We start from the raw sequence: 22,145 nt of genomic DNA, 5'->3' as shown, positions 1-22,145 counted from the left end.
GCGTCCTGGATCAGAAGAAACTTTGTTCGATGGTGATGATGTCGCCGGGATTGAGCTGCCGTTGCAGGCTCACCTCTTCCAGCAACTGATCGCTGCCATTGAGGCGCAGGTTGATATCCCGTCTGGCGGCGCGATCGGTGAAACCACCCGCCAGCGCGACGGCCTTCTCCACCGTCAGGCCGGGCTGGTATTCGTAGCCACCCGGGTGAGCCACCTCGCCAGCAACAAACACCTGGCGGAAAGTGGTCACGTTGACCGTCACCATGGGGTCGAGCAGCACGCCGTGCTTGAGCCCTCTGGTCAGCAGCTCGGCCACCTCAGTGGTGGTATGGCCCATCAGCAGCACCTGACCCAGATAGGGGTAATTGACGTGGCCACCGGTATCGACCTTGAACTTCATCGACAGATCCGGCTCGCCATACACCCGGATTTCGACCTCGTCCCCCGGCGCCAGCCGGTAGGCGGAATCGTTGCCTTGCGGGCTCTGGCCAGCCCAGACCGACAGGCTGAACAACCAGCCAAGCAGAATCACCATCACGCTTTTGTTCATGTTAAATGGCTACCTTGAGTGAAAGAGAAAGCTGTTGTTTGTCGTAACCTAGGGCACGGCCATAGCAATTGCCGCCGATGTCGATGGGCTGCCCGGCAAAGCTGGAGCCGGAGTCGGCCTGCAGGTAGTGGAGCCCCAGATTGACGGAGGGACGAATGTCGTAGCTGATGTCCATGCCCCAGCGATGGATATCGTCCTGACGGTGGCGGTTGTCGTTACCACAGACCACCGACTGGTGATAATCATCCCGGATATCGTGATAAGAGAGCGTGGTCGCCACTCCGGGTGACCAGTGGTGCTGCCACTCGGCGCCATATAGCTGGCTGCTGACATAGCCGCCGTCACCACCCGGATCACGAATGGTCCGGCTGGAGAGCAGCGCGAGCTTGCTGTAATCGAGCGGTTGCCACTCCAGACGCAGATCCCAGTTCAGCCCTTTGAAACTCTCTGCCTGTGGATCATTGACGAAACGCTTGTAGATCCCGCCGATATTGGCATCGATCCGGGTCTTGCCGGTCAGCTGGCTCATCACCCCGGTGATAAGGAAAAATTCGTCGGAATCCTTGCGCGGATTGGCCGGATAGCGTCGCAGATTGGTCTGCAGGGTGTAACGAAAACGGCTGACATGACTCACCTGATCGAACAGCTCGACAATGGCGGTGTTCTCCTGCCACTCCTGCTCGGCCATATAGCGTTCAAAGTCATGCAGGTAGAGGTGCTTGTCGAGATAGCCCAGATCCTTGTGGGAGAGCGCCAGCTCCAGCTTGCCTCTGGCATCGGGAGCGCCGTAACTGTAGCGGCCACCCACTTCGCTGCGTTTGAAGCGCAGCGGCTCATTTATCTGAAATCTGCCGAATGTGGCATCACCACAGAGCGCACGACCTTTCTTATCAGCGTCGCTGGGACAAGGAGAGGCATCTCCCTGCAACATAAAGCCTTCGGTCAGCCCCTCGCCACGCGCCTCATGGCCCAGCCGATACTGGTACATCAGTTTGAAGGCATTGCGCAGGGAGAAGCGCCAGCTGCCGTCAAACTGGAACTGGTGATCGGTATAGTCATCCGCATGGCTGCTGCCATAGCGACGATAATCACCCAGATAGCTGAACTGATAACGATCCAGGCCGCGTTCGCCCACCATGCGAAATTCCGGGGTGATCCCGACGAAATCGGAGCCAATCGCCTGACCATTGTCACGCTGCCACAGCAGGTTGCTGTCGTGGCCGTAACGGCTCTCCACCTCGGTCTGGATCTCCAGACCAAGCGGCCCCTGATGGGATACGGGGGTGACCTCGGCGCGGACTGAAAGAGAGGGGGAGAGCAGCAGTCCGGCGCAAACGAGGCTAGTAAGCGGATGCACCGACAAACCCCTTGAATACAGTCAGGAAAATGACTTTGAAATCCAGTCCGAGCGACCAGTACTGGATGTACTTGAGATCGAACTTGACCCGCATCTCCATCTTGTCGAGGGTGTCGGTTTCACCACGAAATCCATTTATCTGGGCCAGCCCGGTAATCCCCGGTTTCACCTTGTGCCGCAGCATGTAACGCTCCACCAGTGAGCGGTACTGCTCGTTGTGCGCCACGGCATGGGGACGCGGCCCAACGATCGACATGGAACCCTGAATCACATTGAAAAACTGCGGCAGCTCATCCAGCGAGGTACGACGCAAAAACGCACCGAATGGCGTCACTCTGGGATCGTCTCTGGTTGCCTGAGTCACCACGGCATCATTCTCCATGACGCGCATGGAGCGGAATTTCCATACCTGGATCCGTTTTCCCCCCAGGCCGTAGCGATCCTGCTTGAAGAGCACAGGTCCGGGTGAAGAGAGACGCACCCCGAGCGCCACCAGCGCCATGACCGGAGAGATGAGCAGCAGGATGAGTGAACCCAGCACCAGATCTTCAATCCGTTTGAGCAGGGCGGCGCCCCCTTCAAACGGGGAATCGAAAAAGCTGAAGGTATAGATATCGCCCACCCGATCGATGTGGGATACGGTCAGGCCGTACTCGTAAAAATCGGGTACCAGATAGGTATCGACCGTGGTATCGGAGAGTTCGTAGAGGTAGTGATTTATGCGCTCCCGGGCAGTCAGGGGCAGCGCCAGATAGACTTCGTCGACCAGCCCTTTGCGGGCCAGCTCGAGCAGCTCGTCAACATCACCCAACAGAGGACTGCGAGTCGGGTAACCGAAGCGCTCTTCGCTGCGGGCATCGAAAAATCCGAGCATCTGGATAGCGTGACGCGGACTCTCCCAGAGGGATTTCTCCAGCGCTAGTCCAGCCGGAGTCACGCCAATAATGGCCACACGACGACAACAGGAAGTACCGCTGAACCAGAGGGTCACCAGTCGGTAAAGCACCCGATAGCCGGTAGAAATAAGGCAGGCCATGGCAAGCCAGAGCACAGCCAGCTCCAGCGGGAAAGGGTGGTAGGGTTTGAAGATGGGAACCAGATAGACCAGCAGGTAGAGCAGGGTAGCTGTTACCAACCAGGAGAAGATGAGGCGCAGCAGAGACTGCGCCAGATGTTTACGAACCCGGCTGCAATAGAGCCCGGTATTCTGGGAAACCAGAAAGAAGACCACCATGCCCAGCGTGGCCAGTGACATCTCGTCCAACCCATGAAACAAACCAAAGTGCCGCGAAAGCAGCACCATTGAGACTGAAATTCCCACCAGATCGACAAAGCGGGAAAACAGACTGTGGCTCGCGTCTGCGAGCTTGATGATTCGTTTGTTCATGGGTCGCCTTCATACTGATATCACTTATCAGTTTTCTTGACCGGACGAGCCCAGTTCTTGATGTGACGCTGGGGTACCCGGGTTATCACGAGTTCATTTTCACCCACGTCCTTGGTAATAGTAGAGCCGGCACCCAGGGTGGCCCCCTTGCCGATGCGAACAGGCGCTACCAGTTGGGTATCAGAACCGACGAACACATCGTCCTCGATGATGGTCTGGAATTTGTTGACCCCGTCGTAATTGCAGGTGATGGTACCGGCACCGATATTCACCCCGGCACCGATCTCTGCATCCCCCAGATAGGTCAGATGACCGCACTTGGAACCAACCCCAAGGCGGGCCTTCTTCATCTCGACGAAGTTGCCAACGTGCGCATCCTGCTCCAGAACCGCCCCCGGACGCAAGCGGGTAAACGGGCCCACTGAGCACTGATCTGCCACCTGTGCACCTTCGATAACCGAGTAGGGTTTCACCTCGGTGTGATCGCCAATGACGCAATCTTTCAGTACGCAACCGGCTCCTATACGAACGTGATTGCCGAGAGTCACCTTGCCCTCAATGATGACGTTTGCATCAATAACGACCTCTTCACCAATTTCCAAAACCCCACGCAAATCAAAGCGTGCGGGGTCGATCATGGTTGCACCTGCAATCATCAACTTCTCGGCCTGCATCTGCTGATAGCTGCGCTCAAGTTGGGCCAATTGAACCCGATTATTAGCCCCTTCCACTTCAGCGGCGCGCTCCGGATGAACGGCGGCAATCGGGCAATTATCGCCGTGAGCCATCGCGATCACATCGGTCAGATAGAACTCGCCCTGAGCGTTTTTGTTGTCGAGACGAGACAACCATTGACGCAACTGGCCCCCATTGGCCACCAGCACGCCGGTGTTTACCTCACGGATCGCCAGCTGCTCGGCATTGGCATCTTTCTGCTCGACGATGCCGACCACCTGACCATTTTCACGGACGATACGGCCATAGCCGGTGGGGTTGTCCAGCACCACGGTCAGCAGTGCCATCCCGTTTTCCGCTTTGGCGGCGAGCAAGCGCTGCAGGGTCTCGGGCTGGATCAGCGGAGTGTCGCCGTACAGCACCAGCACGTCGTCCTCATCCTTCCAGAACGGGATGGCCTGGGCGACAGCGTGACCGGTTCCCAGCTGCTGGGCTTGCAGCACCCAGTTGACATCAGCCGCCACGATCCGCTCTTTCAGCAGCTCGGCACCGTGGCCATAAACCAGATGCAACTGCTCGGCGCCGACCTGACGGGCGGTATCGATCACATGGGAGACCATGGGTTTGTTGGCAACCGGGTGCAGTACCTTGGGCAGGGAAGAGCGCATGCGGGTGCCTTTACCCGCAGCCAGGATCACGACGTTGAGGGACATAAATTGACCTTTGGAACATGAGGAAATACTCGGCGGAGTCTATCCAACGGGCAAAAAAAAAGCGACCCGAAGGTCGCTTTTTACATCACCGTTATTAGCGGTAATTCTTTTTGACGATATCGATGACTCGCAGTTGAGCCATCGCCTTGGCCAGCTCGGTAGCGGCCTGGGCGTAGTCCATATCGCCATGGGAGCTGTGGATCCGCTCTTCGGCTGCGCGCTTGGCTTCCTGGGCTTTCGCCTCATCCAAGTCGTCGGCACGAATCGCGGTGTCCGCCAGCACGGTCACGGCTTCGGGTTGTACTTCCAGCATACCGCCGGAGATGTACAGCACCTCTTCAGTTCCATTCTGCTTCACCAAGCGGACCAGGCCCGGCTTGATGGCAGTCAGCAACGGAGCATGACCGTGGCGGAGACCCAACTCACCTTCGGAGCCTGATACCTGAGCGGATTGCACGCGACCGGAAAACAGTTTTCCTTCGGCGCTCACCACGTCCAGGTGAAAGGAGATCATCTCAGCCATGGGCCCTCCAGTAGAGGCTTACAGTTTCTTGGATTTCTCGACGACTTCGTCGATACCGCCAACCATGTAGAACGCCTGCTCGGGCAGATCGTCATACTCGCCTTTCAGGATGCCCTGGAAACCACGGATGGTCTCTTTCAGCGGCACGTATTTACCCGGAGAACCGGTAAACACTTCTGCTACGAAGAACGGCTGGGACAGGAAACGCTCGATCTTACGGGCACGGGCTACGGTCAGTTTGTCTTCTTCTGACAGTTCATCCATACCCAGGATGGCGATGATGTCCTTCAGCTCTTTGTAGCGCTGCAGTACGGTCTGAACGCCACGAGCGGTCTCGTAGTGCTCTTTGCCAACTACCAGCGGATCCAGCTGACGAGAAGTAGAGTCCAGCGGGTCAACGGCCGGGTAGATACCCAGTGCCGCGATCTGACGGGACAGTACGACGGTCGCATCCAGGTGGGCGAAGGTGGTCGCCGGAGACGGGTCAGTCAAGTCATCCGCAGGAACGTAAACGGCCTGTACGGAGGTGATGGAACCGGTCTTGGTGGAGGTGATACGTTCTTGCAGAACACCCATCTCCTCGGCCAGAGTCGGCTGGTAACCTACTGCGGAAGGCATACGGCCCAGCAGTGCGGATACTTCAGTACCGGCCAGGGTGTAACGGTAGATGTTGTCCACGAAGAACAGCACGTCACGACCTTCGTCACGGAACTTCTCGGCCATGGTCAGGCCGGTCAGCGCTACGCGCAGACGGTTTCCAGGCGGCTCGTTCATCTGACCGTAAACCAGAGATACTTTGTCCAGTACGTTGGACTCCATCATCTCGTGGTAGAAGTCGTTACCCTCACGGGTACGCTCACCTACACCGGCGAACACGGAGTAACCGCTGTGCTCGATCGCGATGTTACGGATCAGCTCCATCATGTTTACGGTTTTGCCTACACCGGCACCACCGAACAGACCCACTTTACCACCCTTGGCGAACGGACATACCAGGTCGATAACCTTGATGCCGGTCTCCAGCAGCTCGGTGCTGTTGGACTGATCTTCGTAGCTGGGGGCTTCACGGTGGATTGACCAGCTCTCTTCTTCACCGATCGGGCCTTTCTCGTCGATTGGCTCGCCCAGTACGTTCATGATCCGACCCAGAGTCGCAGTACCGACCGGAACCTGGATGGATTTACCGCTATTCATTACTTCCAACCCACGACGCAGACCGTCGGAGGAACCCATGGTGATGCAACGAACGACGCCGCCACCGATCTGTTGCTGAACTTCCAGCACCAGACCCTGGCCTTGACCTTCGCTAACGACCTTCAGTGCATCGTACACCTGGGGCACGGCATTCTGCGGGAACTCGATGTCCACTACAGCGCCGATGATTTGGACGATGAAACCGTTACTCATGTCAAATCCTCTAAACCTTTGATAACCCTTGCCTTACACCGCAGCAGCACCGGATACGATCTCTGTCAGCTCCTGGGTAATACTGGCCTGACGGGCCTTGTTGTATACCAGTTGCAGATCGTTAATCAGGTTACCGGCGTTGTCAGTCGCGGCTTGCATGGCAACCATTCGGGCTGCCTGTTCACTGGCCAAGTTTTCCACTACACCCTGGTAAACCTGAGATTCGACATAGCGAACCAGCAGGGTATCCAGCAGCTTCTTGGGATCCGGCTCATAGAGGTAATCCCAGTGGTGTTTCTTGGCGAGCTTGCTGTCTTCAGTTACGGGCAAAGGCAGCAGTTGATCGACCCGTGGTTGCTGCACCATGGTGTTGACGAACTTGTTGTACACCAGATACAGCTTGTCAATCTCACCGTTGTCGTAAGCCTTCAGCATGACCTTGACTGAACCAATCAGGTCATTGACGCTCGGGTTATCGCCCAGTCCTGCGACATGAGCTTTCACCTTGGCGCCGTGCCGTTCAAAGAAGTTGGAGGCTTTGTTGCCGATCAGAGCCAAGTCAACCTTGGCACCTTTCGCGCTCCATTGCTTCATATCATTGAGGGCAGCCTTGAACAGGTTGATGTTCAGACCACCACACAGGCCACGGTCGGTGGAGACGACGATGTAACCCACTCGCTTGACCTCACGTTCGATGAGGTAGGGGTGCTTGTATTCCAGGTTCCCCTGAGCGATATGGCCGATCACCTTGCGCATGGTTTCAGCGTACGGACGGCTGGCAGACATGCGATCCTGCGCACGGCGCATCTTGCTTGCTGCCACCATTTCCATAGCGCTGGTGATCTTCTGAGTGTTTTTCACACTCCCGATCTTGTTACGTATCTCTTTTGCGCCGGCCATCTCTTCTCTCCATCAGGTGGCAGCTTGCGCTGCCACACACGCTTACCAGGTCTGGGTTGCCTTGAAGTTGTCCAGCAACGCAGTCAGCTTGCCAACGATCGCGTCGTTGTAGTCAGCCTTGGCATTGATTTCAGCCATCAGCTCGGCATGCTGGGTATCGGCGAAAGAGAGCAGAGCGGCTTCGAAATCGAGGATCTTGTTCAGCTCGACATCGGAGAGATAGCCTTTTTCCGCGGCGAACAGCACCAGAGACTGGTGAGCAACGCTCATCGGAGAGTACTGCTTCTGCTTCATCAGCTCGGTCACTTTCTGACCGTGGTCCAGCTGCTTGCGAGTCGCATCGTCCAGGTCGGAAGAGAACTGGGCAAACGCAGCAAGTTCGCGGTACTGAGCCAGCGCGGTACGGATACCACCGGACAGCTTCTTGACGATCTTGGTCTGGGCGGCACCACCCACACGGGATACGGAGATACCCGGATCAACCGCAGGACGAATACCTGCGTTGAAAGACTGGGAAGTCAGGAAGATCTGACCATCGGTGATGGAGATCACGTTGGTCGGAACGAACGCGGATACGTCACCAGCCTGGGTTTCGATGATCGGCAGCGCGGTCAGAGAACCGGTTTTGCCCTTCACTTCACCCTTGGTGAACTTCTCTACGTACTCGTCGTTGACGCGAGCAGCACGCTCCAGCAGACGGGAGTGCAGATAGAATACGTCGCCCGGGAATGCTTCACGTCCTGGCGGACGGCGCAGCAGCAGGGAGATCTGACGATATGCAACGGCCTGCTTGGACAGGTCATCATAAATGATCAGGGCATCTTCACCGCGGTCACGGAAGTACTCACCCATGGAGCAACCGGAGTACGGAGCCAGATACTGCAGGGCAGCAGCTTCGGAAGCAGAGGCAACCACCACGATGGTGTTGGCCAGAGCACCGTGCTCTTCCAGCTTGCGCACCACGTTGGCGATGGTGGAGGCCTTCTGGCCAATCGCAACGTAGACACACTTAATGCCGGAGTCTTTCTGGTTGATGATGGTGTCGATCGCGATGGCAGTTTTACCTACCTGGCGGTCACCGATGATCAGCTCACGCTGGCCACGACCGATAGGGATCATGGCGTCGATGGCTTTCAGACCGGTCTGGACAGGCTGGTCAACAGACTTACGCTCGATAACGCCCGGGGCAATCACTTCTACCGGGGAGAAGCCATCGTGCTCGACCGGACCTTTACCGTCGATAGGCTGACCCAGGGTGTTGACCACCCGGCCCAACAGACCACGACCAACCGGCACTTCCAGAATGCGGCCAGTACCTTTTACTTTCATCCCTTCGGCCAGATCGGCATAGGGACCCATTACTACGGCACCAACGGAGTCACGCTCCAGGTTCAATGCCAGAGCGTAGCGGTTGCCCGGCAGCTCGATCATCTCACCCTGCATGGCATCGGCCAGGCCGTGGACACGAATGATACCGTCGCTTACAGAGACGATGGTACCTTCGTTACGCGCTTCGCTCTTTACATCAAACTGCGCAATGCGCTGCTTGATCAGCTCGGCGATTTCAGTGGAATTCAGTTGCATGCTCTAATACCCCAATCAAGATTGCAGCGCGTCAGCCATGCGATCCAGCTTACCGCGGACAGTTCCGTCGATAACCAGATCACCGGCCTTGATGAGCACCCCGGCCATCAAGGACGCATCGATGCTGCAATTCAGCTTCACTTTGCGCGCGAGACGTTGTTCCAGAGAAGCCTGAATATTGGCTTTCTGCTGGTCGGTCAGTGCAATCGCCGATGTCACGTCAGCCTGAACTTCTTTATCCAGTTCAGCCTTGAACACCACAAATTCGGCAACGACCGCCGGCAGCACACCCAAGCGACCATTCTCAGCCATTACCCGGATCAGGTTCTGGCCATGCTCGTCGAGTTGCTCACCGCAGATGCTGACAAACAGTTTTGCCAGCTCTTCGGCAGCCACAGAGCCGTTTACCAGGGAGTGGATGGTCTCGTTCTTCGCTACTTCCGCAGCGAAGCTGAGCATCCCCAGCCACTGATCAACCGCCTTGTGCTCAACGGCAAACTCGAAAGCAGCCTTGGCGTAGGGGCGAGCGATTGTAGTCAGTTCAGACATAGCCCCGTTCCCGTTACAGTTCTGCTACCAGTTTGTCGACGATGTCGCTGTTGGCAGCCTGGTCGATTTGGCGCGCCAGGATCTTCTCTGCACCAGCAATGGCAAGAGCAGCAACCTGCTTGCGCAGTTCTTCTTTGGCACGATGACGTTCAGCTTCAATCTCGGCACGGCCTTGAGCCAGGATTTTTTCCCGCTCAGACTGGGCTCCGACAGTTGCCTCATCAATGATCTGGGCCTTGCGTTTGTTGGCCTGTTCAATGATTTCAGCAGCCTGGAGCTTGGCTTCTTTCAGCTGATCGACGGCGTTGGCCTTGGCCAAATCCAGATCTTTCTTGGCACGCTCAGCAGAAGAGAGACCATCAGCAATAGCTTTCTGACGGGCTTCGATGGCAGCAATCAACGGCGGCCATACGTACTTCATGCAAAACACTACGAAGAAGAAAAAAGCAATTGCTTGGCCGAGGAGGGTGGCGTTGATATTCACAGCCGATGTCCTCTTTAGTTAGTTAATGGGTTATGCCTGGAGATGTCGTAACGACTTAGCCAGCAACCGCAAACATCACGTACAGACCCAGACCAACGGCGATCATCGGGATCGCATCGACCAGACCCATTACGATGAAGAACTGGGTACGCAGAACAGGGATCAGGTCAGGTTGACGAGCAGCACCTTCCAGGAATTTACCACCCAGAATACCGATACCGATGGAAGCGCCGATAGCAGCCAGACCCATCATCATTGCAGCAGCGATGTACAGCAGGTCCATGTTCAAGTTTTCCATGAGGATCTCCATTTATTTAGATGTAATTGATTGTATAAAAAGGATTATTTGAGTCGCATCATCAATGGTCTTCCTGCGCCATCGACAGATAGACGATGGTCAGAACCATGAAGATGAATGCCTGCAAAGTGATGATCAGGATGTGGAAAATTGCCCAAGGCACGGACAGAATCCACTGTGACCACCAGGGTAGCAAACCCGCAATCAGGATAAAGATCAGTTCGCCAGCATACATGTTGCCGAACAGTCGAAGACCCAGAGAGACCGGTTTGGATACCAGCGTAACAGTTTCCAGGATGAGGTTAACCGGGATGGCAGCCGGGTGATTGAAAGGCTGAAGAGTCAGCTCCTTCACAAACCCGCCGATACCCTTGACCTTGATGCTGTAGTACAGGATCAAGAAGAACACGCCCAAAGCCATGGACATGGTGATGTTAACGTCAGCGGAGGGAACCACACGCAGATAGGGAATACCCATCAATTGTGCAGCGTGAGGGATAAAGTCAACAGGGATCAGATCCATCAGGTTCATCAGGAAGATCCAGACAAACACCGTCAGCCCCAAAGGTGCGATGACCTTGTTGCGACCGTGAAAGATGTCTTTGACGTTACCATTCACAAACTCGACCAGCATCTCCACAAAGCACTGCAGCTTACCCGGCACCCCGCTGGTAGCGTTGACGGCTACTTTGCGGAACAACAGGATAAACAGGGCGCCTAGCACGACGGAAAATACCATTGAGTCGATATTGACCGTCCAGAACCCGGACCCGACTTGCAGGTGGGTCAGGTGGTGGGAGATATATCCCTGAGGAGTCAGGACTTCTCCGGTTGCAGACATGAGTTTTCCTAATAGTGGTTGTTAAGCGTGAATGAGACTATCCACTGTACAACGAGGGCGAGGATATAAGTGGCGAAAAACGAGACGGTAACGACCTCGACTCCCGCACCAAACATCAGGGCGAATAGACCTGTTGTAGTAATGAGCTTAATCCCTGCCCCACCATAAAAGTCCCGCAGAACCAGACCCACACTCTCGGCCGTTACCTTGCGGCGCAGTACCCAGAGAGTGAACAAGGCCTGAGGAACCCAGTACATCCCCCCTCCGTAAAGGGCGGAATAACCGGCGCTGGCACCAGTCAGGTAATACCAGACGGCACTCATCGCCAGGATCAGGACCAGCTGACAAACGAGCATAACCAAGGCCAGTGTCAAACCTTCCAAGGCTATTTTCTGCTTCACCAACCTACCCCTGAACATTACAGAACTGTAAAAAATCGGGATCCGAAGACCCCATGTTAACAGCTCTAAAAGCCGGTCAAATTATACCCTTGAGGGCCACTATTGCAATATGACAAAAATCCTTAATTTTTGCGGCTTTCAGCGCAAAATCAGGGTTATGCCCATATCAAAAGGAATGGATGTTTTATTACTACAAAAAGCGTAAAAATCACGATTCCGACACGCCAAAATAGCCCAATATGCGGTCCAAATCGGACAAGTTCTCGTAACTAATTACTAACTTTCCGCTATCCCGCTTGCCAGGCTGAAGTTGTACCTGATTGCCAATTTTTTCAGCCAGCTGACGCTCCAGGTAACCGATCTGCGGATCGCGGGCCGGTTCGACCCTGGCTTTTGCCGGCTCCAGCGCCTTTTGCACCAGCTTTTCGGTATCACGCACAGTCAGCCCTTTCTGGGCAACCAGCTTGGCCAGTTCGGACTGGGCCTGGCCACTCAGGGCCAGCAGGGCACGGGCATGGCCCATGTCGAGATCGCCATGCTCGACGAAACGCTTCACGTCATCGTTGAGCTGGTTGAGACGCAACAGGTTGGTCACAGTGGTGCGGGACTTGCCCACCGCCTCGGCCACCTGCTGGTGGGTGAGTTCAAATTCGGTCAGCAGTCGCTGCAGGGCGACCGCCTCTTCGATGGCGTTGAGATCTTCGCGCTGGATGTTCTCAATCAGCGCGATGGCCACCGCAGCTTCGTCAGGAACATCCTTGACGATGCAGGGCACCACTTCAAGCTGTGCCAGCTGGGACGCGCGCCAGCGCCGCTCGCCAGCGATGATTTCAAAAGAGTGTTCGGCGACCGGACGTACCACGATGGGCTGGATCACCCCCTGAGCACGGATGGAGTTGGCCAGCTCTTCCAGCGCATCCTGCGACATGTCCTTGCGCGGCTGGTACTTGCCCGAGTGCAGCCACTCGACCGGCAGCTTGCGCAGCTCACCCTGATTGGTGGGGGCCATGGCCTGCTCGGTACGTTGATCGCTCATCACCTGTTTCTGGCGGGCAGCCGTGCTGGTACTGAGCAGAGCATCCAGCCCCTTGCCCAGTCCACGTTTTTTCGGAGTCATACGCTCTCTCGGTCTGCGATGGTCGCCTGACGTTCCTGCTCCTGGCGGCGCAGGATCTCGCCAGCCAGAGCCAGGTAGGCCTTGGCGCCCACCGATGATTTGTCATAGTGCATGGCTGGCGCACCGAAGCTCGGCGCCTCCGCCAGTCTGACGTTGCGGGGAATGATGGTGCGGTAGACCTTGTCGCCAAAGTGCTGTTTTAGCTGATCGGACACATCATTGGCCAGCCGGTTGCGGTGATCGTACATGGTACGCAGCACCCCTTCGATCTTGAGATCGGGATTGACCACGGCGGCCAGCTTGCTGATGGTATCGACCAGGGCGGTGAGCCCCTCCAGCGCATAGTATTCGCACTGCATGGGCACCAGCACGGAGTCGGCGGCGGCCATGGCATTCACGGTCAGCATGTTGAGGGAAGGGGGACAGTCGATGAAGACGTAGTCGTACTTGTCCCGTACCGAGGCCAGCGCATTGCGCAGGCGGATCTCGCGGGCGAAAAACTCCATCAGGCGGATTTCGGCCGCGGTCACGTCGGCGTTGGCGGCGATCAGGTGATAGCCACCGGAAGTTTCGGGGATGATCACCTCGCTGATGGGGGCATCTTCGATCAGCAGCTCATAGGCGGTGCGCTCGACTTCGTACTTGTCGACACCGCTGCCCATGGTGGCATTGCCCTGCGGATCCAGATCGATCACCAGCACCTTGCGCCGGGTGGCGGCCATGGAGGCGGCCAGGTTCACACAGGTGGTGGTTTTACCCACTCCACCCTTCTGGTTGGCTATGGCAATGACTTTTCCCACACTATCCCCTAAATGAAACTGCGACCCTATTCGGGCTGGATATGTTTGAATTCCAGCAGATGACGTTCGCCTTCCAGCTCCGGCACCCGCAACTCATGACAGGCTACCAGACGGATATTGGCAGGCAACTGGGCCAGTTCCTCTGCGGGATATTGTCCCTTGAGCGCGAGGAAGCTGCCCTGTTCTGACGGCAGGTGGTGACACCAGCTCAGCATGTCCTCCAGCGAAGCGAACGCTCTGCTGAGTACACCATCAAACCCGACTTCGGGTTGATACTCTTCCACCCGGGATTTGATCGGCGTCACATTGGTCAACCCCAGCTCCAGAATGACCTGGCGGATGAAGTTGATCCGTTTGCCCAGACTGTCCAGCAGAACGAACTGCTTGTCCGGGTTGATGATGGCCAGCGGCAGTCCAGGCAAGCCGGGACCGGTCCCCACATCGATGAAGCGCTCCCCGTGCAAGTGGGGGCTTACCACCAGACTGTCGAGGATATGCTTGACCAGCATGGCGTCCGGATCACGAACAGAGGTGAGATTGTAAGCCTTGTTCCACTTGTGCAGCAACTCGACCAGCTGCACCAGTTGGCTCTTTTGGGTATCGGTGATAACAATTCCGGCCTGCATGAGCAGGCCGTTCAATCTTTCCAGCATATTTTCCAACGGTAAGAATCCTCAGGCGGTTTTACGCAGCAGGCCGTGTTTTTTCAGGTGCACCAGCAGAATGGAGATGGCCGCCGGGGTGATGCCGGAGATGCGGGAAGCCTGACCGATGGTCTGCGGTTTGGCATCGTTGAGCTTGGCTTTCACCTCGTTGGAGAGGCCATTCACATCGCGATAGTCGAGATCCAGCGGCAACAGGGTGTTCTCGTTGCGCAGCTGCTTCTCAACTTCGTCCTGCTGACGATCGATGTAACCGGCGTACTTGATCTGGATTTCCACCTGCTCGGCAGCGGCAGGATCCGCCACAGCAGGGCCGATCCCGTCGATGGTCATCAGGGCATCGTAGGTCACTTCCGGACGGCGCAGCAGCTCTTCCAGGCTCTGTTCGCGGGTCAGCGGGGTATTGACCAGGGCGTTGACCGCCTCCAGTGATGGATGCTGCGGGTGGATCCAGGTCGAGCGCATGCGCTGACGCTCCAGCTCAACCTGTTCCATCTTGGCGTTGAACTTGCTCCAGCGCTCGTCATCCACCAGACCCAGCTCGCGACCGATGGTGGTCAGGCGGATATCGGCGTTGTCTTCACGCAGCAGCAGGCGATATTCGGCACGACTGGTGAACATGCGATAGGGCTCGCGGGTACCCAGGGTGGAGAGATCGTCCATCATCACGCCCATGTAGGCCTGATCCCGACGTGGATGCCAGGGATCCTTGTCCTGCGCACGCAGGGCCGCGTTCAGACCAGCCATCAGGCCTTGTGCCGCCGCCTCTTCGTAACCGGTCGTCCCGTTGATCTGGCCAGCGAAGAACAGGTTTGGAATGCACTTGCTCTCCATGTTGGCCTTGAGATCCCGCGGATCGAAGAAATCGTACTCGATGGCATAACCCGGGCGGGTGATGTGGGCATTCTCGAAGCCACGCACGGAGCGAACGATCTGCACCTGCACGTCAAACGGCAAGCTGGTGGAGATCCCGTTCGGGTAAAGCTCATGGGTGGTCAGGCCTTCCGGCTCGACGAAGATCTGGTGTGCAGTCTTGTCGGCAAAGCGGGTGATCTTGTCCTCGATCGACGGGCAGTAGCGCGGGCCAATCCCTTCGATCACCCCGGCGTACATGGGGCTGCGATCCAGGTTATTGCGGATCACATCGTGGGTGCGCTCGTTGGTATGAGTAACGTAGCAAGGCACCTGACGGGGATGCTGGCTGGCATCACCGATGAAAGAGAATACCGGACGCGGATCGTCACCGTGCTGCTCCTGCATTACGGAGAAATCGACGCTGCGGGCATCGATGCGGGGCGGAGTGCCGGTCTTGAGGCGATCGATGCGTAGCGGCAGTTCGCGCAGGCGCTGGGCGAGGGCGATCGAGGGAGGATCTCCGGCACGGCCGCCCTTGTAGTTCTCCATCCCGATATGGATCAAACCATTCAGGAAGGTGCCTACGGTCAGCACCACAGTCTTGCCGCTAATGCGGATCCCGCTCTGGGTCACCACACCGGCAACACGATCCCCGTCCATGATGAGATCGTCACAGGCTTGCTGGAAGATCTTCAGGTTGGGGTAGTTCTCCAGCATCTGGCGCACGACAGCCTTGTAAAGCAGGCGATCCGCCTGGGCGCGGGTAGCGCGTACTGCCGGCCCTTTGGATGAGTTGAGAGTGCGGAACTGGATCCCGCCAAGATCGATGGCACGCGCCATGATCCCGCCGAGAGCGTCAACTTCCTTGACCAGGTGTCCCTTGCCGATCCCGCCGATCGCCGGGTTGCAGGACATATGCCCCAGCGTATCGATATTGTGGGTCAGCAACAGGGTATTCATGCCCATACGAGCTGCCGCTGTTGCTGCTTCGGTTCCGGCATGACCGCCACCGACGACGATCACATCAAATTGTTCATGGTATTGCATTGGGATCACCTTGATCTGCACGCCTGAAGATCTGTATTTGCCTGGGCTAAAAGGCGGAACATTCTATCTGTTTCACGCCCTAAGGGGAACGTCTACTTAACGTTCAGTATGAAGAGAGGATCCACTAAATAGATCTTAAGGATCTTTAGATCGATCTTTTACTGGATCTTTTATTAGGATCAGCCAGATCTGTTGATAAGCACTTTTTGATCATAAAGATCATTCAGTTAAAGGCGATCCCAGCTTGTGGAAAAGCTTGGATCCTGGCTCCTTGAACCGTGGGACAACCCTGACTTTTATGCACAGTGCAAACCTGCACAAGATCTCATTCATAGGATAACTATAGGTTTTACAGAGGTTAAACCTGTAGTTATGCACATTTATATGGATTGCTGTGGGTAACCGTGTAGAACAACTTGGCAAGATCCAGCGGTTAATAACCTGGTGGATAGCCGATCTGGGGATAAGTCGGGAGATCGCACTTTTATTGCGGATCTCCCGTGAGTGATCAGGCGATCATGGTCATCCAGTTATGGATCCAGGCTTCTGCGGCATCTTCCGGTATCTCGTAACGGGTTACATCGATGTCGAGCCGTTGGCCGATCCGGCTGGCACCACACTCGGCCAGCAGCAGATCCACTGTCTTGCCGCCCTGACAGAAGGTGTCATAACTGCTGTCACCAAGGGCGATCACTCCATATTTCAGTGAGTTAAGATCCGGATGCTGCTCGGCAAGATCCTTGGCGAAGGGCTGCAGGTTGTCGGGCACATCCCCGGCACCATGGGTGGAAGTGACCACCAGCAGGATGGATCCGGGCTCATCCAGTACCTCGGTCAGCGACGCTGGGTTGTGGATCCGGGTCTGGTGACCCGCCTGTTCCAGCAGATTGGCCACATGATCGGCGACATATTCGGCGGCCCCCAGCATGGAACCGACGACGATATTGAGTTTTGCCATGGAATGGATCCTGATTCAGAGAAAAGAGGCGAAGCCGGATTCTAACTCCAAAGGATGTGGATAAATATGGATAAAGCTTGGGGATAATGGATCCAGTCAGATAATGCCGCCGGATCCATCCCGCCGATCATTTTTCAGCTTCTTTATATTCCTCTTCATTTTCTTCTCCGCTCATGGCTCTCCTGATGACTCCCACTCCCCGCGAAATTTTGCCAACGATGCAGATAGATAACAATGCAGATGCAAATGATTAGCAATTATTGAATCGATTCGATCACAGCTCCTGTAGTAGGATTGCGCTGCTTTATTCGCCCATGGAACAGGGTGATGTCGTGACAAACGACCACAAACAACAATTAAAACAACATAACTCATTGATAAACGAGACTTTAATATGATTGCGCAAAAATACACTACAGGACCCGGCAAGAAGGGCGCCTTCGGCGTGCTTTCGCTCTCCGGTTTGCTCGTCTCCCTGCCGCTGATGGCAGAACAAACCACCGCTGAGCTGCCCAAAGCCAGCGAAACCATGGTGGTGACAGGTACGGCTATGAAGGTGGAAGTGCCGATGGCCGAGACACCTCGCGCCGTCTCCGTGGTTAATCGCGAGGAGCTGGATCAGCACGCCGTGTTGCAGCTGGATGAAGCGATTCGCTACCGTTCCGGCGTATTGACCGGGCTCTATGGCTCAGACAACAACACTGACTGGTTCAAGGTGCGTGGCTTCGATGCCGCCTCTTATCTGGATGGCAACCGCTTGTTTGGCACCGGCTATTACGTCTGGACACCGGAACCGTTTGGTCTGGAGAGTGTGGAAGTGCTGAAGGGGCCAGCCTCGATCCTTTACGGTGAGGCGCCTCCGGGCGGGGTGATCAATGCCATCAGCAAGCGGCCGACCGCCACGCCGCAAGGGCAGGTGGATCTGCAGCTTGGCAGCCGGGATCATCGCCAAGTCGGGGTGGACGTCTCTGACGCGCTCTCCGACAACAGCCGTTACCGCATGGTTGCTCTTTATAAAGAGCGTGATGGTGTGCTCACCGGCACCTACAACGATCGGGTTTATCTGGCACCGAGCGTCACCTTCGATCTTTCGGATCGTACCAGCCTGACCCTGCTGGCCAGCTTCCTGCACGACGAAGGGGTCCCGACCAACGGCTTCTTCCCGGTCTATGGCACCCTGAATACGTCAGGTGGCCAGATTGATCCATCCACCAACCTGAGCCAACCGGATTACGATCGCAACCGCAATACCCAGATCTCCACCGGTTATGAGCTGGCCCACCAGCTCAACCAGACCTGGGAGTTCAAGCAGAACGTCCGCTTCAACTACAACGATCTGCTGCTGCGCCAGACCTATATCTTCCCGACCTATGAAGGCACAACTGCCAGTCGTGGCCTGGTTTACCGTGATGGCAATACCAAGAGTGCCACCATGGATAACCAGATGGTGGGCTACTGGAACACCGACAGCACCGAGCAGACCTTGCTGCTGGGGGTAGATCTGCAGCGTCACGTCAATGAAGGGGTCGAGGCCGACAACTACGGTATGGGCTCAATCAATACCATGAACCCGGATTACAGCGGCTTCCCCGGTTTTGATGAGTCGACCGCCACTCATCAGAAGAGCAGCAAGGGCCAGAGCGGCCTCTATGCCCAGCACCAGATCCGCTGGGATGATCGCTGGTTGCTGACTGGCGGTGGTCGTTTCGACTATGTGGAGACCCACAACATCAATACCAGCAAGGACGAGCGCCAGTACGATCACGAGCTCTCCCTCTCGGGCAGCCTGATGTATCTGGCTGACAACGGCCTCTCTCCCTACTTTGCCTATGCCGAGTCGTTCGAGGTGCTGCCGGGGATCGATCCTAACACCCGAAACTCCTACAAGCCGCTCAAGGGCAAGCTCTACGAGACCGGCGTGAAGTATGTGCCTGCCTTCCTCGACGGTTACATCAATCTGGCGCTGTTCGATCTGGCCCAGACCAACTCGCTGGTCTCTACCGGTTCCGGCCAGCAGACCCAGGCGGGTGAAGTGACCTCTCAGGGGGTTGAGCTGGAAGGGAGCGTGCAGGTGACAGATGCGCTGCGTCTGACCGCTGCTTATACCTATACAGATGCCAAAACCAACGACACCGGCAGTGGCGATCGCCGTGCCAGCCTGATCCCGCGCCACCTGGCCTCCTTCTGGGGCAACTACAAGGTGCAGCAAGGGGTGGCTTCGGGTCTGGAGCTGGGTACCGGTGTGCGTTATATCGGTTCCAGCGTGGGTATTGGCGCCGTGAATGCGGACTACACCCCCATCTACGGCTCTGCCGAGGTGCCGGCCCATACCGTGTTGGATGCGATGATCGGGTATGACTTTGCCAAGAACTGGCGTGCCCAGCTCAACGTCAACAACCTGCTGGGTGAAACCTACGTGGCCAGTTGTGACTACTACTGCTACTACGGCGAGCCGCGCAGCGTAGTGGGCAGCATCAACTACCGCTGGTAATGGAAGTCGGGCGGGAACCGGATTCCCGCCCTTCTTTTCACCCGCAGTTGTTCTGATCTCTCTGGAATACCGGTCCGTTATGGAACTCTTGTCTCTGGTTTATCGCCAATATCGTTGGCCTTTTATCGCCATTACCCTGCTCAGTCTGCTCAGTGCCGTCAGCGGGATTGGCGTCATTGCTTTTATCAATCAGTCTCTTATCGAATCTATAGGTGATCCGCTGCCGATCCTCGGTCAGCTGGTCGGCCTGATTGTGTTGCTGCTGGTGATCACGCTCGGATCTCAGCTGGCCCTGACCACTCTCGGTCACCATTTTGTCTACCGGTTGCGAGGCCGTCTGCTCAAGCAACTGCTGGATAGCGATGTCGCCCGCATCCGCCAGATTGGTCAGGGGCCGCTGCTGGCCTCCCTCTCCAGCGATATCGGCCAGATCACCATTGCCTTCGTACGCCTGCCAGAGTTGGTGCAGGGGCTGGTGCTCACGCTGGGTTCAGCCCTCTATCTTGGCTGGCTCTCTCCGGCCCTGCTCGGGGTGACCGCGCTCTGGGTCACCGTCACCATGGTGGTGGGCTGGTTGCTGGTGAACCGTGTTTATCGCCATCTCTCCCACATGCGTCAGGCCGAAGATCGGCTCTATCAGAACTATCAGGCCATCATCGCCGGCAGCAAGGAGCTGGCGCTCAACCGCGAGCGGGCTCACTTCGTCTATCACCAGCTCTATGAGCAAAATGCCCGTGACTATCGCCAGCAGATCATTCGCGCCGACACCTATCACCTGAGCGCGGTGAACTGGTCGAATATCATGATGCTGGGGGCGATCGGTCTGGTCTTCTTTCTGGCCAACGGCCTTGGCTGGGCCAACACCAATGTGGCCGCCACCTTCGCCCTGACCCTGCTGTTCCTGCGCACCCCTCTGTTGCAGGGGATTGGCGCCCTGCCGACCCTGCTTGCCGCTCAGGTGGCGTTCGACAAGATCGCCGCGCTCAATCTGGCCGAGCCGGATGCGGACTTCCCGCTGCCGCCCGCCATTCGCTCCTGGCAGCGTATCGAGCTGGAGCAGGTGAGCTTTCACTATCAGGGGGAGGGCGGCTTTGCCGTTGGCCCCATCGATCTGCTCATCGAAAAGGGGGAGCAGATCTTCATCATCGGTGGCAATGGATCCGGCAAATCGACGCTGGCCATGCTGCTGACCGGCCTTTACCAGCCGGTATCGGGCCGGATCCTGCTGGATGGTGAGCCGGTCTCTGATCGCAACGGCTATCTGGCGCTCTTCTCCGCCATCTTCACCGACTATCACCTGTTCCAGCACCTGCTGGGGCCGGAACCCAAAGATGAGCTGGTGGCCGAGTGGCTGGGGCGGTTGCAGATGGGCAGCAAGCTCACCATCGAGGATGGCTTTATCGCCGATATCGATCTCTCCCAAGGGCAGCGCAAGCGGGTCGCCCTGCTACTGGCGCTGGCCGAGCAGCGCGAAGTTATGCTGTTTGACGAGTGGGCTGCGGATCAGGATCCCCAGTTCCGCCGCATCTTCTATCAGGTGCTGCTGCCTCGCCTCAAGGAGATGGGCAAGACGGTAATTGCCATCAGTCACGATGATCACTATTTCCCGCTGGCCGATCGCCTGCTGGAGATGCGTCAGGGCCAGCTCACCGAACTGACCGGGGCACGCCGCGCCGAAGTGAGCCGTGATGCGATCGCCCATCTGGATTGCGAGGTGCCAGCTTGATGCCGGCACCGATGAGACTGGCGGCAAGCCAGCACAGGAATTGCTTATGTTTGAGATGAAATCAGCCAGCTTCACGGTCAATGACCGCACGCTGCTGCACCCCACCGACCTGCGTTTCGAGCAGGGACAGGTCTATGGCCTCATCGGCCACAATGGGTCGGGTAAATCGACCCTGCTCAAGCTGCTGGCACGCCAGCAACCTCTCAGCGACGGCGAGATCCTGTTCGATGGCAAGCCGCTGCCCGACTGGGGCAATCGGGAGTTTGCCCGTCAGGTGGCCTATCTGCCCCAGCATTTGCCGAGCGCCGAGAATCTGCTCGGGCGGGAGCTGGTGGAGATGGGCCGCTACCCCTGGCGCGGCCTGCTGGGCCGGATGGGGGCGGAGGATCACCGTCAGGTCGAGCGGGCCATCGCCCTTACCCATACCGAACGCTTTGCCGATCGGCTGGTGGATACCCTCTCCGGCGGCGAGCGGGGCCGGGTCTGGCTGGCGATGCTGCTGGCCCAGGAGAGCCGCTTCATCCTGCTGGACGAGCCGCTGGCCGCGCTGGATGTGGCCCATCAGGTGGAGGTGCTGACGCTCGTCAAGCAGTTGAGCCGTCAGCTAAACCTTGGGGTCATCATCGTCATTCATGACATCAATATGGCCTCCCGCTTCTGTGATCGGCTGGTGGCGCTCCACTCCGGCCGCCTGCTTACCCACGGCGAACCTGAGGGGCTCATGACCAGCGAGACCCTGCACGCTATCTATGGCATTCCGATGGAGGTCATTCGCCACCCGGCTCATGCTCATCCCATCGCCATCGTCTGACCGGGGGGC

Annotated in this window: 21 protein-coding genes; 3 read left to right on the top strand and 18 right to left on the bottom strand. The window is 57.0% G+C overall.

Annotated elements, in window-relative coordinates; genetic code table 11:
* Positions 1-10: 10 nt before the first annotated feature.
* The 18 genes from NOM67_RS20270 to mioC form a co-directional block, all read right to left on the bottom strand.
* Positions 11-550, bottom strand: coding sequence for a polysaccharide biosynthesis/export family protein (locus NOM67_RS20270; protein ID WP_203974101.1), 540 nt, complete (start codon positions 548-550; stop codon positions 11-13).
* 1 nt (position 551) lies between these two features.
* Positions 552-1,907 carry an outer membrane beta-barrel protein gene (locus NOM67_RS21755; protein WP_255939732.1) on the bottom strand — a complete coding sequence of 452 codons (1,356 nt, stop codon included), beginning with the start codon at positions 1,905-1,907 and terminating at the stop codon, positions 552-554.
* Positions 1,891-3,294 (bottom strand): undecaprenyl-phosphate glucose phosphotransferase, encoded by a 1,404-nt coding sequence (locus tag NOM67_RS20260; RefSeq protein WP_255939730.1) that lies wholly within the window; start codon positions 3,292-3,294, stop codon positions 1,891-1,893. Before NOM67_RS20260 ends, NOM67_RS21755 begins: the two co-directional genes overlap by 17 nt.
* Positions 3,295-3,314: 20 nt before the next feature.
* Positions 3,315-4,682, bottom strand: coding sequence for a bifunctional UDP-N-acetylglucosamine diphosphorylase/glucosamine-1-phosphate N-acetyltransferase GlmU (gene glmU, locus NOM67_RS20255; protein WP_069555138.1), 1,368 nt, complete (start codon positions 4,680-4,682; stop codon positions 3,315-3,317).
* 94 nt (positions 4,683-4,776) lie between these two features.
* The gene (locus NOM67_RS20250) at positions 4,777-5,205 is read right to left on the bottom strand and encodes a F0F1 ATP synthase subunit epsilon (RefSeq protein WP_033115239.1); all 429 of its coding nucleotides are present in this window, start codon (positions 5,203-5,205) and stop codon (positions 4,777-4,779) included.
* An 18-nt stretch (positions 5,206-5,223) separates the two neighbouring features.
* Positions 5,224-6,612, bottom strand: a complete 1,389-nt coding sequence (gene atpD, locus NOM67_RS20245) for a F0F1 ATP synthase subunit beta (RefSeq protein ID WP_026455856.1) — start codon at positions 6,610-6,612, stop codon at positions 5,224-5,226.
* 33 nt (positions 6,613-6,645) lie between these two features.
* Positions 6,646-7,512 carry a F0F1 ATP synthase subunit gamma gene (gene atpG, locus NOM67_RS20240; protein ID WP_041210471.1) on the bottom strand — a complete coding sequence of 289 codons (867 nt, stop codon included), beginning with the start codon at positions 7,510-7,512 and terminating at the stop codon, positions 6,646-6,648.
* A 42-nt stretch (positions 7,513-7,554) separates the two neighbouring features.
* Positions 7,555-9,096, bottom strand: coding sequence for a F0F1 ATP synthase subunit alpha (gene atpA, locus NOM67_RS20235; protein WP_042031086.1), 1,542 nt, complete (start codon positions 9,094-9,096; stop codon positions 7,555-7,557).
* A 15-nt stretch (positions 9,097-9,111) separates the two neighbouring features.
* Positions 9,112-9,645, bottom strand: a complete 534-nt coding sequence (gene atpH / locus NOM67_RS20230; RefSeq protein ID WP_033115241.1) for a F0F1 ATP synthase subunit delta — start codon at positions 9,643-9,645, stop codon at positions 9,112-9,114.
* 13 nt (positions 9,646-9,658) lie between these two features.
* Positions 9,659-10,129 (bottom strand): F0F1 ATP synthase subunit B, encoded by a 471-nt coding sequence (gene atpF, locus NOM67_RS20225; RefSeq protein ID WP_005342350.1) that lies wholly within the window; start codon positions 10,127-10,129, stop codon positions 9,659-9,661.
* A 55-nt stretch (positions 10,130-10,184) separates the two neighbouring features.
* A complete protein-coding gene (atpE, locus tag NOM67_RS20220; protein ID WP_005307205.1) occupies positions 10,185-10,427 on the bottom strand; it encodes a F0F1 ATP synthase subunit C in 243 nt (80 codons plus the stop codon).
* Between the two features lie 61 nt (positions 10,428-10,488).
* A complete protein-coding gene (gene atpB / locus NOM67_RS20215) occupies positions 10,489-11,268 on the bottom strand; it encodes a F0F1 ATP synthase subunit A (protein WP_033115242.1) in 780 nt (259 codons plus the stop codon).
* 8 nt (positions 11,269-11,276) lie between these two features.
* Positions 11,277-11,687, bottom strand: a complete 411-nt coding sequence (locus tag NOM67_RS20210; protein WP_033115243.1) for an ATP synthase subunit I — start codon at positions 11,685-11,687, stop codon at positions 11,277-11,279.
* A 190-nt stretch (positions 11,688-11,877) separates the two neighbouring features.
* Complete coding sequence (locus NOM67_RS20205; RefSeq protein WP_255939719.1) at positions 11,878-12,786, bottom strand: ParB/RepB/Spo0J family partition protein; 909 nt, start codon at positions 12,784-12,786, stop codon at positions 11,878-11,880.
* Complete coding sequence (locus NOM67_RS20200; protein ID WP_033115245.1) at positions 12,783-13,586, bottom strand: ParA family protein; 804 nt, start codon at positions 13,584-13,586, stop codon at positions 12,783-12,785. Before NOM67_RS20200 ends, NOM67_RS20205 begins: the two co-directional genes overlap by 4 nt.
* A 26-nt stretch (positions 13,587-13,612) precedes the next feature.
* Positions 13,613-14,239, bottom strand: a complete 627-nt coding sequence (gene rsmG / locus NOM67_RS20195; RefSeq protein ID WP_033115246.1) for a 16S rRNA (guanine(527)-N(7))-methyltransferase RsmG — start codon at positions 14,237-14,239, stop codon at positions 13,613-13,615.
* A gap of 21 nt (positions 14,240-14,260) precedes the next feature.
* Entirely contained in the window at positions 14,261-16,150 is a 1,890-nt protein-coding gene (mnmG, locus tag NOM67_RS20190) for a tRNA uridine-5-carboxymethylaminomethyl(34) synthesis enzyme MnmG (RefSeq protein ID WP_255939713.1), read from the bottom strand.
* A 508-nt stretch (positions 16,151-16,658) separates the two neighbouring features.
* Positions 16,659-17,108 carry an FMN-binding protein MioC gene (gene mioC / locus NOM67_RS20185; RefSeq protein ID WP_156854563.1) on the bottom strand — a complete coding sequence of 150 codons (450 nt, stop codon included), beginning with the start codon at positions 17,106-17,108 and terminating at the stop codon, positions 16,659-16,661.
* 394 nt (positions 17,109-17,502) lie between these two features.
* On the opposite strand from mioC, the gene NOM67_RS20180 reads away from it, so the two are divergent.
* The 3 genes from NOM67_RS20180 (at position 17,503) to NOM67_RS20170 (ending at position 22,136) form a co-directional block, all read left to right on the top strand.
* Positions 17,503-19,599: a TonB-dependent siderophore receptor gene (locus NOM67_RS20180; RefSeq protein WP_156854561.1), complete on the top strand. Its 2,097-nt coding sequence runs from the start codon at positions 17,503-17,505 to the stop codon at positions 19,597-19,599.
* 79 nt (positions 19,600-19,678) lie between these two features.
* Positions 19,679-21,325 (top strand): multidrug ABC transporter permease/ATP-binding protein, encoded by a 1,647-nt coding sequence (locus tag NOM67_RS20175; protein ID WP_255939708.1) that lies wholly within the window; start codon positions 19,679-19,681, stop codon positions 21,323-21,325.
* 46 nt (positions 21,326-21,371) lie between these two features.
* Positions 21,372-22,136: an ATP-binding cassette domain-containing protein gene (locus tag NOM67_RS20170; RefSeq protein ID WP_113740549.1), complete on the top strand. Its 765-nt coding sequence runs from the start codon at positions 21,372-21,374 to the stop codon at positions 22,134-22,136.
* Positions 22,137-22,145: the final 9 nt, after the last annotated feature.

It is taken from the genome of Aeromonas sp. SG16, assembly GCF_024436135.1.
GTDB classification, from domain to species: domain Bacteria; phylum Pseudomonadota; class Gammaproteobacteria; order Enterobacterales; family Aeromonadaceae; genus Aeromonas; species Aeromonas jandaei.
The sequence above is the reverse complement of the archived record's forward strand: the minus strand, read 5'-3'. Positions and strand labels throughout refer to the sequence as shown.